Below are 12,391 nucleotides of genomic sequence, written 5' to 3'. Positions count from 1 at the left end.
GGTGGCTACATATTGATGTTGTGCTGTTGCTTTTTACTGAAAGCTGCTACTAACGACTCATAAATCTACCCTTAATCGTGTATTGGATGATAGTTGCGGATTTTAGGATAGAAGATTCTACCTCGCTAGGGGTAGAATTAAGGATGTTGATGAGCTTCTTGCCATCCTCTGCAGAGTATTCTTTCTCCTTGATCTTGATAGCACTGTTGGTTGGTTTGTAGATCAACTTGATAGTCAAACCCATGAAACCCTTCTTTTCCTGTACATCGTCGAGTGCCAATACTTCTGCACCCATATCTAAATGATTAATCTTAGCCATAATCTTATTTTCTTCTTTAAATATATATATAAATCTGTTTTTTGTAAAATATAAAAAGAAGAACTAACAGATAAGATGCCGCAGGCAAATGACATAATACTTGCTGGCGACATCAAAGTGGATAGGGGCAGTTTCCTGGCGGAAAGGCTCCTTCGCACCTTCTATGACTGATAAAAGGGATGATAAAAAACGGATTCTATGGATTAGCAATCTACTGCTTGCAGATGGGTTGCCATGTATGTTGCCACTTGGCAACAAACGCTGTGGACGACTGCTGCATACCCGATAGGCGGCATTGGATGCATCTTCCAGCTGGGCATCCTGCTCCTGCTGGTGAGGTGTAACCTTGGAAACAGAAGCAGCAGATACCTCTCCATAGCCTGAGAAGACCATGGACATCAGAAAAATGATGTAGAGTATCAACTGCTTCATATTTGATATTGAATGGTGCCGGAAATCTCCCGACACCGTTTTTTAAATAATTAATAACTTCTTGCGATGATAACGCGAGCTACGGCAGGCTTGCCGCTCACCATATCAACACCAGGAGTCTGCTCGTAAGCGAAAGGCACGCAACGGATGGTAGCCTGAGTCTCCTCCTTGATCTTTGCCTCGGTCTCGGCTGTACCGTCCCAGTGGCAGAGGAAGAAACCGCCATTCTTTACACGCTCCTTGAACTCCTCGTAGTTGTCGCACTCATATACGTGAGCATCACGGTAAGCACGAGCCTTCTCAAAGATGTTCTTCTGGATATCTTCCAGCATATCCTTCACGCGCTCTACAATGCCGTCGAAGCTTACGTTCTCCTTCTCCAAGGTATCACGACGCATGATCTCTATGGTGTTGTTCTCCAAGTCACGACCACCCATAGCGAGACGAACAGGTACACCCTTCAACTCGTAGTCAGCAAACTTGAAGCCAGGACGCTTCGCTGTGTTGTCATCATACTTCACGCTGATGCCCAACTCGCGGAGCTGGTCGATAACAGGCTGCAGCTTGGCAGTAATCTGAGCCAACTGCTCGTCGCCCTTGTTGATAGGAATAATTACCACCTGGATAGGAGCCAGCTTTGGAGGCAATACCAGACCGTTGTCATCGCTGTGAACCATGATGAGGGCACCCATCAATCGGGTAGAAACACCCCATGAAGTAGCCCATACATACTCAGGCTTGTTCTCCTTATTCAGATAGGTAACATCGAAGCTCTTGGCGAAGTTCTGACCCAGGAAGTGAGAAGTACCGCTCTGCAGCGCCTTGCCATCCTGCATCATTGCCTCGATGGTATAAGTGTTGAGAGCACCGGCGAAGCGCTCTGTCTCACTCTTCACACCCTGCAATACAGGCACACCCATATACTTCTCAGCGAACTCAGCATATACCTTCAGCATCTCCTGAGCCTTTGCTTCAGCCTCTTCCTTGGTAGCATGAGCAGTATGCCCCTCCTGCCAGAGGAACTCAGAAGTACGGAGGAATGGACGGGTACGCATCTCCCAACGCATTACGTTACACCACTGGTTGCAGAGGATAGGGAGATCACGCCATGAATGAATCCAGTTCTTATATGTGTTCCAGATGATGGTCTCTGAAGTAGGGCGGATGATCAGCTCCTCATCGAGCTTGGCATTAGGATCCACCTCAACCTCTGTACCATCCTCTGTAGAACGAAGACGATAGTGAGTAACCACAGCACACTCCTTGGCGAAACCTGCCACGTGCTCAGCCTCACGAGAGAAGAAGCTCTTCGGGATGAGGAGAGGGAAGTATGCGTTCTGTACACCTGTCTGCTTAAACATCTTGTCGAGCTGCTGCTGCATCTTCTCCCAGATTGCGTAGCCGTATGGTTTGATGATCATACAACCACGAACTGGTGACAACTCTGCGAGGTCAGCCTTTACTACCAAATCATTGTACCACTGACTGTAGTTGTCAGCGCGCTTGGTTAAATTCTTAAGTTCTTTAGCCATATTACTAATTATATATTTTGTTTTTAAATTCTGCTAGATATTTTGGGCTTGAAAACACGCCCAATAGGGAATTTCCGCCCCGAAATAGGCGATTTCCTTTCGTCATTTGGACAAATACCCTTAAATTTGCATGCAAAATTACAAAAAAATATTAGAAAACCCTCCATATTGGAGAAAAAAGACGTATCTTTGCATTTAAATAACATAAATATAGGAGAATTATAGTATGAAAAAGATGAAATTTACTGCAGCAGCGCTCTCAATGCTGCTCGTTTTGGGAAGTTGTGGAACCAGTCAGAAGACAGGTACTGCCGTAGGTGCTGGTTCTGGTGCTGCTTTGGGTGCACTCGTTGGTGGTTTGCTGAACAATAGCCATCGTGGTACAGGTGCTGTAGTAGGCGCTGCCATCGGCGCTGCCGTGGGTGGTACAGCGGGTAACTTGATTGGAAAACACATGGATAAGGTGAAGGCTGAGGCAGAGGCTGTGAAGAATGCGCAGGTTTCTACCGTTACAGATGCCAATGGTTTGACAGCTGTCAAGGTAACCTTCGATTCTGGTATCCTCTTCCAGACCAACAAATATGCGCTCAATGCAAGCGCTAAGAACGACTTGGCTCAGTTTGCCCAGGTTTTGAAGAACAATGCCGACTGCGAGGTAGCTATCCAGGGTTATACCGATGCTACAGGTAATGATGGCATCAACTTGCCTTTGAGCCAGAATCGTGCCAATGCCGTTTCTACCTACTTGAAGTCATGCGGTGTTGCGAACAGCCAGATCAAGAGCGTAGAGGGTTTGGGTTCTGCTAATCCAGTGGTGAATACTACAGCAGCCTGCGCTCAGAATCGTCGTGTAGAGGTTTACATGTATGCTAGCCAGGCAATGGTGAATGCTGCTAACAATGGTACATTGAAGTAAAAACGAATGAGGTTCCCGATAAGGGAAAAAGAAGATAGATGATTTTAAAAAAGATCAGAAATATCGTAAGATGGGTGGTGGTGCTGTTTTTCAGTACCACCATTCTTGCTGTAGTAGCCTACCGTTTTATTCCGGTATATGTTACTCCGTTGATGATCATCCGCTGTTTTCAGCAAGTAGCTGATGGTGAAAGTATTACCTTGCATCATCACTGGGTTTCGATGGATAAGATCTCCCCTCACATGCCTGTGGCGGTGATGGCGAGCGAGGATGCCCGGTTCCTCAAGCATCATGGCTTCGACTTCAATGCCATCGAGAGTGCTGCCAAAAATAATGCCCGTGGCGGTAAGGTGCATGGTGCCAGTACCATCAGTCAGCAGACCGCCAAGAACGTATTCCTCTGGCCGGGCCGTTCCTGGACCCGCAAGGGATTTGAGGTGTATTTCACCTTTCTCATTGAAATGATGTGGAGCAAGCAGCGCATCATGGAGGTCTATCTCAACAGTATCGAGATGGGACCGGGAATCTATGGTGTCGATGCTGTGGCTGAATATCATTTCAACAAGAAAGCGCAGGATCTCTTCCGTGGCGAGTGTGCCCTGATAGCTGCTACGCTGCCTAATCCTAGAAAGTTCAGTTCCCTGTATCCGAGTGCTTATATGAAGAAGCGCCAGCGCCAGATTGAACATCAGATGAAATTCATCCCTTCATTCCCTCGTGAGGGTGAAGACTACGACCCAAGCACGGCTGTAGGAGGATATAGGGGGAAGTGATGGTTTTTATAATTTATAGTTTATAATTTATAGTTTTGCTCAAACTGGTTAATGTTTTTTGACCTCAAATATTGATTAATGGATTTATTGAACGACTTGAATGATGCGCAGCGTGCTGCGGTAGAGTATATTGACGGACCTTCGCTGGTGATTGCTGGTGCAGGTTCGGGCAAAACGCGTGTGCTTACGTATAAGATTGCCTATCTCCTGAGCCAGGGCATGAAGCCTTGGAGCATCATGGCACTTACCTTTACCAATAAGGCGGCTAGGGAGATGAAGGAACGTATTGGAAAACTGGTGGGCGATGACCTCGCCCAGCATCTCTATATGGGTACCTTCCATAGCATCTTCTCCCGTATTCTCCGTGCTGAAGCTGAGCATATCGGTTTCAATAATAACTTTACCATCTATGATGAAAGTGACTCACGCTCACTGCTGAAGGCAATCATCAAGGAGATGGGACTGGATGACAAGGTCTATAAGCCTGCTGCTGTTCACGCCCGGATTTCGATGGCTAAGAACAACCTGGTAACTGCTGAAGCCTACGATAGCGACCCTGGCATCCTGGAGCAGAACAAGCGTGCCAAGATGCCTGCCATCGGAAAGATTTATGTGGCTTATGTGCAGCGTTGCCGTCAGGCTAATGCGATGGACTTTGATGATCTCCTGATGCTTACTTTCCAGCTTTTCAGAGATCACGAGGAAATCAGACAGAAGTATGCCGGCAGGTTCGATTATATCCTGGTGGATGAGTATCAGGATACCAACCATGTGCAGATGTCTATCGTGATGCAGCTCTGTAAGGAAAAACTGCGTGTCTGTGCCGTGGGTGATGATTCGCAGAGTATCTACAGCTTCCGTGGTGCCAACATCGACAATATATTGAATTATCAGAAACAATTGCCTGGAACCCAACTTTTTAAACTGGAACAGAACTACCGATCTACTCAAACCATCGTGGAGGCTGCCAACAGTCTGATTCATCATAACCGCAATCAGATTCAGAAAGAGGTGTTCAGCAAAAATGATAAAGGAGAGAAGATACTGTATAAGCCAGCCTACAGCGACAAGGAGGAGGCGCTGATTGTGGCGAAGAATATCCAGCGCATCAAGCGGCAGGATGATTGCGGATACGATCAATTTGCCATTCTCTATCGTACCAATGCCCAGAGCCGCAGCTTCGAGGAGGAATTCAGAAAGCAGGGCATTCCATATCGTATTTACGGCGGATTGAGTTTCTATCAGCGTAAGGAAATCAAGGATATCATCGCCTATTTCCGTCTCGTTGCCAATCCTGACGATGAGGAGGCTTTCAAGCGTATCATCAATTATCCGGCTCGTGGCATCGGTGCTACTACCGTGATGAAGATTGCCGATTGTGCCCATCAGAACCAGGTGAGTTTCTGGGAGGTGATAGGTAATGTGGAACATTACGGACTGAATGTCAACAAGGGTACGCAGACGAAGCTCGAGAATTTCCGCCTGCTCATCTCTTCGTTCATTGATCGTTCGCATACCCTGGATGTCTATGAACTGGGTGATGCCATCATCAGGGAAAGTAGAATCAGCGAGGATATCATGTCGGGAAAGAATGCCGATGACCTGGCTCGCCAGGAAAACCTGGAGGAGTTTCTGAGTGGTATGCAGACCTTCGTGCTGGACGCCAGGAAGAGGGACGAATGGATGAAGCTTATCTTACTGATTATCTGCAGGACGTGGCGCTGCTGACGGATGCGGACAGTGAGGGAGAGAAGGATGAACCGAGAGTTTCGCTCATGACGATTCATGCGGCAAAGGGTCTGGAGTTTGCTACTGTTTTCGTAGTAGGTTTGGAGGAGAATATCTTCCCGAGTCCGCTTGCTGCAGTTTCTGTCAGGGAGCTGGAAGAGGAGCGTCGTCTGCTCTATGTCGCAATTACCCGTGCCGAGAAGCATTGCATCCTGACCAATGCCAAGAACCGTTTCCGATATGGCAAAATGGAATTTGATAATCCGAGCCGCTTCATCGATGAGATTGATGCCAGTCTGATAGAGGGAGGCGAAGAGGCTCCTGAATCTTCATTCGGTGGGGGAAGAAGTTCGTATGGTGGCTATGGTTCAAGTAGTAGATATGGTTCTGAAGGTGGCTATGGCGGAAGAATGCCTTGGGATAGAGACCGGTCAGGCTATGGTCGTGATTATCAGACGCTAAGCCTGTAGCTTCGCAGTTTATGGCTGATCCTAAACCAGGATTCAAATCTGTAAGAGCTGTGACTGCAGTACATAGAATCATGGGTGATACCGCTAGCTCTTCATCTGTTGCATCAGCTGGTTCGTCAGCTTCTAAAGCTTCCTCTGCTGCTGGTTCTCTCAGCGAGGGCTGTAGAATCGAGCATCAGCGTTTTGGAATAGGAACGGTATTGAAGATAGAAGGAACCGGAGAAAATACGAAGGCCACTGTAGAGTTCCAGAATGCAGGAACCAAGCAGTTGCTTCTGAAGTTTGCCAAGTTCACCATTCTCTCATAGATAATAGAAAGAAGATAAAACTGAGGATATGAAAAAATCCCAGCTGGAAAAGAACTTCCAGCTGGGATTTTTTCATATAGAATCTTTTTTATAAAGCTTCATCATCAGGACGCTTGATGGCAGGCTTCTTGATTTTGGGAAGATGCTTCTTGCGTCTCAGCCAGGCAGCTTTGCGCTGCTCGTAATCTTCGCGGTGGCGTTCAAGGAAATTGTCTGCCATGAATTTATTCCTTGAACTTACTGTAGATTACCTTGATCTGAACAGGTCCTGTAGCCACTCGCTTGCCGTCCTTGGTGGTGTAATCCTTGTCAGGATCATCCGTCGCCTTGATCAGTCGGGTAGAGGTGAGCTGCATATCGTGATTGATCTTGGTAATCACGGTAGAATTGTTCTGTGTACTTATGGTCAAGGTCACAGGTACCAGTACCACCTTGTTCCAGTTTTCACTCTTGCCCTTGTTCCTGTACATCGCCGTAACCAGGTTACTGATGTTATAGAAGGTATAGGCATTCTTCACGCCTGTAGAGTTCCTGTTGTAAGAAGCCGTATAGGAGGTACGGTTGTCTGTCAGCTTGTTCTTCTCGAAGAAGGCATCCAGACTGTCTTTCTGTACCATCAGGATAGTAGAAGGAACGCTGAACTGATAGTCGTTGTTGTTATCTACATTATTCATTCTTGGGAAAGAGATGGTGGCTGTATTCAGCGTATCCTTCTCATGGCCCTTCATGATATCCTCTACTGGCAGCGTTACTTCTGTGAAGATGCCGGCTGGTGACTTCAGATACGTGCAGCTCTCATCCTTTGCCAGACTATCCAAAGTCGTGCTGTCGTTGGTAATCTTGTTGAGCTGCAGCACCTCTTCTGTACCATCAAAGCGGTTGAAGGCGAGACCTTTTACGATACTGTCGTTGCCCGCAGAGTTCTTCACCGTCTTCTGGATCTTGTAGTAGAACTGCAACTCGGTATTCCAGATATTGGCTACGTTTCCGATACCACCGGCATTCTTGATATAGAAACCCGGACAAACCTTGTTGAGGAAATCCCAGTTGGTCTTGAAGTACTCAGGGTGATCCACGAAGGTATTCATCACGTATGAACCGTAGTTCTTGTAGGTCTTGCCATCCTTTGCCGTATATGGCTTGTTCAGATAGATCTTGAAAGCCATCGTCGTGCTGTTCAGGTTGTAGGTGGTGCTCGACTTATAGTTGTTCTCGCTCACCCAGTTGTCCTTGAAGGCATCATAGTCTGAGTAATACTCCTGATCCTCGCTCATCGGCTTGCTCATCTCATAGGCAGTAGCCTTCATCGGTGCGAGGGTATCACCGTATGTAGTCTTGTATGATACCAGGAGATAGCATGAGTCCGCCTCGATCTTGCCATCGTGTGCATTGCGGATGTACTCCAAAGTGTCCAGACTGAATGATGACAGTACGCCAAACTGGGTCATATAGTCGCCAGCTACGTAGGTGCCGGTCTCAGGATCCTTCACATTACCGATCATACCCGTATTGTTTCGGCTCAGAACCGGGCCGGAAACGATGGAGCGTGAGGTGACGTTGAACACATGGTCTTTGATAGAGATGTTATCAACGTCGTTGGTGATCGACGATCCGATGTTGTCGGTGGTGTCATCACATGCAGCAATAGTCATCGCTGCTATAAATAACGCTGTAAATAGTCTTAAAATCTTCATTATCCTTGAAATGTGTCTAATTTCTGAAGCTTACTCCTCATCAGGGCATACTTCGTTGATGAATGTCTTGTAGGCATCCGCAAAGTCATCGCCAGGATAAGCGAGGGTTGGCTTGCTCTTCTCATTGGCATAATCCAAGAGAGTTCTGTCTGACAGGCTTTCGCCTTCAATCACGCCGTCGCTGTAGTCGATGGTCATCTTGCCCAACTCGATGAAGTCGAAGTCCTCCTTGTAGTCAGAGAGCAGTTCCGACTTGGCATCACGGAACTCCACGCAGCGCTTGAAGTGTGTGCCGAGTTCGCCCTTCAGCTCGTTGGTATAGAGTGAGATGATCACCTTTGAGTTGGCGAAGGAAGGTTCCTCAGCGTATGCCGTCTTGATATAGAAAGGAACCACTGCGCTTACCCAGCCCTGACATACGATGACGTCTGGCTGCCAGCGAAGCTTCTTCACGGTTTCCAGTACGCCGCGTGCGAAGAAGATGGCGCGCTCCCCGTTATCTTTATATTCCACACCCTGCTCGTCGGCTGCCATCTGGCGGCGGGTGAAGTAATCGTCGTTATCAATGAAATAGATTTGTTGACGTGTTGTTGGTATAGATGCAACCTTGATGATCAGCGGATGGTCTGTATCATCGATGATAAGGTTCATACCAGACAGGCGAATCACCTCGTGCAGCTGGCCGCGACGCTCATTGATGGTGCCCCATTTAGGCATAAAGGTGCGAATCTCAAAGCCTGCTTCCTGCATCTTCTGAGGTAATTCGCGTCCCATGATAGACATGTGGGTCTCGGCTACGTATGGGTCGATCTCCTGATTGATAAATAATACTTTCTTTGCCATAAATTTAATTATTATTCTTACGAATTAGGTGCAAAGGTACAAAAAAAACTCCAAAAAAGCGTATTTTTCTTCTGAAATTCAATAATTTCGGCAATAATTCGCATATTTTTAGGTTTTTTCTTTCTTATTTGAGAAAAAAGTTGTTATTTTGCACCCGAAAACAGATAAGAAGATGAAAGTAATCAATAAGATTGTTGACCTCCAGAACGAACTTTTCGATCGTCGCAAGGAGGGAAAGGAAATCGGCCTTGTGCCAACTATGGGTGCGCTTCATGAGGGTCATGCCTCTCTGGTAAAGCGCAGTGTTAAGGAAAACGGTGTTACGGTAGTTTCCGTTTTCTTGAATCCTACTCAGTTTAATGACAAGGGTGACTTGGAGCGTTATCCGCGTACACTCGATGCTGACTGCAAGCTCCTTGAGGCTTGTGGTGCTGACTATGTGTTTGCTCCTTCTGTAGAGGAGATGTATCCTACACCGGATACCCGCCACTTCGAGTTCCCTCCGGTAAGTACCGTGATGGAGGGTGCCAAGCGTCCGGGCCACTTCAATGGTGTATGCCAGGTAGTAAGTCGCCTGTTCTTTATTGTTCGTCCTACCCGTGCTTATTTCGGTGAGAAAGACTGGCAGCAGATTGCTGTCATCAAGCAGCTCGTGAAGTACATCAATAGTGATGTGCAGATTGTGGAGTGTCCTATCGTCCGTGATGAGGATGGTTTGGCTAAGAGCAGCCGCAATACATTGCTCTCTGCTGATGAGCGTGCCATCGCACCGAATATCTACAAGGCTTTGAAGGCGAGCGTAGAGTTTGCCAAGAATCATTCTGTGCAGGAAACTCACGACAAGGTAGTGAGCGACATCAATGCCGTGGATGGTCTGGAGGTGGAGTATTTCCAGATTGTGGATGGCGACAGCCTGCAGGATGTGGCATCATGGGAGGATAGCGCCTACGTGGTAGGTTGCATCACCGTATATTGCGGCAAGACTCCTATCCGTCTCATCGACCATATCAAGTATAAAGGATAATTCCTCTATAGATTTCTTTATTAAGTTTAATCCGTAATAGATAAAAGTAATAACAGAACAATGCAGATTGAAGTATTGAAGAGTAAGCTCCATTGTGTGACTGTAACTGAGGCTAACCTGAATTACATGGGTAGCATCACGATAGATGAGGATCTGATGGACGCAGCTAACCTGATAGCAGGAGAGAAGGTGCAGATTGTGGATAACAACAATGGTGAGCGCCTGGAGACCTATATCATCAAGGGTGAGCGTGGCAGCGGTTGCATCTGCCTGAATGGTGCAGCAGCCCGCAAGGTGCAGGTAGGTGATACCGTCATCATCATCGCCTATGCCCTGATGGACTTTGAGGAGGCAAAGACCTTCAAGCCTACCGTGGTTTTCCCGAAAGAGGGAAACAGGGTTTAATATTCAATGGAAACAAAAGAAAGGGTGTGTCATAGACTTATGGCACACCCTTTCTTTTGTCTTTATTTGGCGGATTTGCAATCCGCTTTATCCGTCTTCACGATGATGTCGGTGTTACACCTTTATATAAAGAGGAGAAAAAACAGGGTCAGGATAAAATGAACCAGTTTGAACCAATTTTCAGAATCTCTACGTAAGAGATACGGAAAAACGGAGAACTTCCGTTCAATCAGATACTTATCAGATTTTGTCCAAAATCATCTCAAAAAAATGTTGATTTTTGCAGAACAACATTAAAAAATTAACAAGCATAATTTGCTTATTTACAATAAAATTCGTATTTTTGCAGCGTGAATCCGTATCTCTTACGTAGAGATTCAGAAGAACGAGACGATTTAAGAACTTAAAAGATGGCTTTTAGCTAAGCAGAATGGTATATGATATATAATTTGCTTCAAGCAGCTCGTTTTGCATTTCGTATGCAGCAGGCAGAAAGACATAATAGTATTGAAGATTAGTGGAAGTGAGTCTATTGGTTTTTCAATGCTGTGATACATATCACAACCCTCATAACTCGGGAATAGTCATCTTCTCAGGGGAAGCGGAGCTATATCCGGCAGTTGAAACCATTTAATATATTTTATAAAAAACCTCCCTCTAGCTTTCTGAGCTAGCTGGAGAAGATGATAGGGTAAAGTACGGAGTTGCATTATTGAAAGTTCTTATGATAGCCCTTGCAGCAAGTATCTTACGATACAAGGGCAAGTATCCTAAAAGGAAACGTTAAAATTGTTGAATTTCCTTGGAAATGCTATATAAATAATGTATCTTTGCCTTGAAAACAATAAATATTAAGAATTATGGCATACAAAGCGATAGATATAGCAAAGAAATTGATATTCTTGGCCCAGCAAGATGAAGCCAATGGTGGAGAGTGTTTGACAAACTTAAAACTCCAAAAGCTTCTTTATTATCAGCAAGGTTATCATTTGGCAGCATTCGGAACTCCTCTTTTCGAAGAAAACGTAGAGTCTTGGATGTATGGTCCTGTTGTGCCAGTTGTATATGACACATATGCCGAATTTGGTGCACATACTCTTCCTTCTGAAGAAAACACTCCAATAGTGCTGTCTGATGATGAAGAAGAGTTGTTCCTACAGGTTTATGAAGCCTATCGTGATTTCTCAGCAATAGGATTGATGAATAAGACGCATCAGGAAAAACCTTGGCAGGAAGCTTTGCCTCATGACAAGGGTACTGTTATTTCGCAAGATAGCATGAAGGCTTTTTTCAAGACACAATTACAATAAGACGAAGTTATGGTGTTTCGTGCTACAGGTGATAACCATGTGTTTCTTGGCTATCGCCAAAAAGACACTTTTGAAGTTATTTTTATTGAGTACAGCTTTGGTGATATTTATACTCATGGATAATTGAGCAGTTTTGATTCAAGCAAAAATATTCCTCATTCGAGCGATGACAAGTGCAGAGCGATACTGCAATGAGGAACTATTCTGGCTGTCCCAATCAGCAAGCTATAGTAAGGCGGTCCCATCCCGCAAACCTGGCGCAGACCTTTGATGGTCCGCCAACCCTAAAGCGTAGCGGTTCTGAGCACCGGAGGGCGGTTACATCCCCGCTTCCTGAGGTTTCTGTCCCCTAGAAGGGGAACCGAAGGGGTCGTAAAGACTATTGAAGAGGGGCTTGGGGAGAAAGTGGAGCTCTCCTTGCAGGAGAGACGGAGAGGTAGAAAAAACTCCTTCTTTAACAATAAGGAAGGACGGGTAGGTTTTCGAAAAAGAATAAGAAAAAAATAATATAATAATAGAAAAGTAGCCCTTATTACGGGTATTACAGGTCAGGATGGATCATACCTGGCAGAGTTATCATATCATAAAGTTTATGGCAAAAAAAGTATTTGTAAGTGGATGTTACGACTTACTCCAC

General features: G+C 45.8%; 11 protein-coding genes and 1 pseudogene. 6 read left to right on the top strand and 6 right to left on the bottom strand.

The window, feature by feature from the left end; all coding sequences use genetic code 11:
* Positions 1–49: 49 nt before the first annotated feature.
* The 3 genes from DW830_RS14245 to proS all read right to left on the bottom strand — a co-directional run bounded on the left by DW830_RS14245 (position 50) and on the right by proS (position 2,283).
* Positions 50–319 (bottom strand): hypothetical protein, encoded by a 270-nt coding sequence (locus DW830_RS14245; protein WP_119250351.1) that lies wholly within the window; start codon positions 317–319, stop codon positions 50–52.
* 63 nt (positions 320–382) lie between these two features.
* Complete coding sequence (locus DW830_RS14240) at positions 383–751, bottom strand: hypothetical protein (RefSeq protein WP_119250350.1); 369 nt, start codon at positions 749–751, stop codon at positions 383–385.
* A 50-nt stretch (positions 752–801) separates the two neighbouring features.
* On the bottom strand, positions 802–2,283 hold the full coding sequence (proS, locus tag DW830_RS14235; RefSeq protein ID WP_089545090.1) for a proline--tRNA ligase: 1,482 nt from the start codon (positions 2,281–2,283) through the stop codon (positions 802–804).
* Between the two features lie 226 nt (positions 2,284–2,509).
* On the opposite strand from proS, the gene DW830_RS14230 reads away from it, so the two are divergent.
* The 3 genes and pseudogenes from DW830_RS14230 (at position 2,510) to DW830_RS14220 (ending at position 6,478) form a co-directional block, all read left to right on the top strand.
* On the top strand, positions 2,510–3,199 hold the full coding sequence (locus DW830_RS14230) for an OmpA family protein (RefSeq protein ID WP_119250349.1): 690 nt from the start codon (positions 2,510–2,512) through the stop codon (positions 3,197–3,199).
* A 38-nt stretch (positions 3,200–3,237) separates the two neighbouring features.
* The gene (gene mtgA / locus DW830_RS14225; RefSeq protein ID WP_187360416.1) at positions 3,238–3,972 is read left to right on the top strand and encodes a monofunctional biosynthetic peptidoglycan transglycosylase; all 735 of its coding nucleotides are present in this window, start codon (positions 3,238–3,240) and stop codon (positions 3,970–3,972) included.
* 78 nt (positions 3,973–4,050) lie between these two features.
* Positions 4,051–6,478, top strand: a pseudogene (locus DW830_RS14220) (ATP-dependent helicase).
* Between the two features lie 88 nt (positions 6,479–6,566).
* Here the strand turns inward: DW830_RS14220 and DW830_RS14215 are convergent.
* From DW830_RS14215 to DW830_RS14205, 3 genes are all read right to left on the bottom strand, one after another.
* On the bottom strand, positions 6,567–6,698 hold the full coding sequence (locus tag DW830_RS14215) for a dehydrogenase (RefSeq protein ID WP_118312522.1): 132 nt from the start codon (positions 6,696–6,698) through the stop codon (positions 6,567–6,569).
* Between the two features lie 4 nt (positions 6,699–6,702).
* Positions 6,703–8,130 carry a DUF4270 domain-containing protein gene (locus DW830_RS14210; RefSeq protein WP_119250348.1) on the bottom strand — a complete coding sequence of 476 codons (1,428 nt, stop codon included), beginning with the start codon at positions 8,128–8,130 and terminating at the stop codon, positions 6,703–6,705.
* Positions 8,131–8,202: 72 nt separating this feature from the next.
* Positions 8,203–9,015 carry a glycogen/starch synthase gene (locus tag DW830_RS14205; RefSeq protein ID WP_119250347.1) on the bottom strand — a complete coding sequence of 271 codons (813 nt, stop codon included), beginning with the start codon at positions 9,013–9,015 and terminating at the stop codon, positions 8,203–8,205.
* A 172-nt stretch (positions 9,016–9,187) separates the two neighbouring features.
* Between DW830_RS14205 and panC the strand changes: the two genes are divergently transcribed.
* The 3 genes from panC to DW830_RS14190 all read left to right on the top strand — a co-directional run bounded on the left by panC (position 9,188) and on the right by DW830_RS14190 (position 11,754).
* Complete coding sequence (panC, locus tag DW830_RS14200) at positions 9,188–10,039, top strand: pantoate--beta-alanine ligase (RefSeq protein WP_119250346.1); 852 nt, start codon at positions 9,188–9,190, stop codon at positions 10,037–10,039.
* 60 nt (positions 10,040–10,099) lie between these two features.
* A complete protein-coding gene (panD, locus tag DW830_RS14195) occupies positions 10,100–10,444 on the top strand; it encodes an aspartate 1-decarboxylase (protein ID WP_089545082.1) in 345 nt (114 codons plus the stop codon).
* A gap of 860 nt (positions 10,445–11,304) precedes the next feature.
* Positions 11,305–11,754, top strand: a complete 450-nt coding sequence (locus DW830_RS14190) for a Panacea domain-containing protein (RefSeq protein WP_119250345.1) — start codon at positions 11,305–11,307, stop codon at positions 11,752–11,754.
* Positions 11,755–12,391: the final 637 nt, after the last annotated feature.

It is taken from the genome of Prevotella sp. AM34-19LB (genome assembly GCF_003468525.1).
Taxonomy (GTDB): domain Bacteria; phylum Bacteroidota; class Bacteroidia; order Bacteroidales; family Bacteroidaceae; genus Prevotella.
This window is presented reverse-complemented; position numbering and strand designations above follow the sequence as displayed.

Bases quoted from the DNA above. Each gene is read 5' to 3' on its own strand.
- DW830_RS14245 (WP_119250351.1), bottom strand. From the start codon at position 319: ATGGCTAAGATTAATCATTTAGATATGGGTGCAGAAGTATTGGCACTC.
- DW830_RS14240 (WP_119250350.1), bottom strand. From the start codon at position 751: ATGAAGCAGTTGATACTCTACATCATTTTTCTGATGTCCATGGTCTTC.
- proS (WP_089545090.1), bottom strand. From the start codon at position 2,283: ATGGCTAAAGAACTTAAGAATTTAACCAAGCGCGCTGACAACTACAGT.
- DW830_RS14230 (WP_119250349.1), top strand. From the start codon at position 2,510: ATGAAAAAGATGAAATTTACTGCAGCAGCGCTCTCAATGCTGCTCGTT.
- mtgA (WP_187360416.1), top strand. From the start codon at position 3,238: ATGATTTTAAAAAAGATCAGAAATATCGTAAGATGGGTGGTGGTGCTG.
- DW830_RS14215 (WP_118312522.1), bottom strand. From the start codon at position 6,698: ATGGCAGACAATTTCCTTGAACGCCACCGCGAAGATTACGAGCAGCGC.
- DW830_RS14210 (WP_119250348.1), bottom strand. From the start codon at position 8,130: ATGACTATTGCTGCATGTGATGACACCACCGACAACATCGGATCGTCG.
- DW830_RS14205 (WP_119250347.1), bottom strand. From the start codon at position 9,015: ATGGCAAAGAAAGTATTATTTATCAATCAGGAGATCGACCCATACGTA.
- panC (WP_119250346.1), top strand. From the start codon at position 9,188: ATGAAAGTAATCAATAAGATTGTTGACCTCCAGAACGAACTTTTCGAT.
- panD (WP_089545082.1), top strand. From the start codon at position 10,100: ATGCAGATTGAAGTATTGAAGAGTAAGCTCCATTGTGTGACTGTAACT.
- DW830_RS14190 (WP_119250345.1), top strand. From the start codon at position 11,305: ATGGCATACAAAGCGATAGATATAGCAAAGAAATTGATATTCTTGGCC.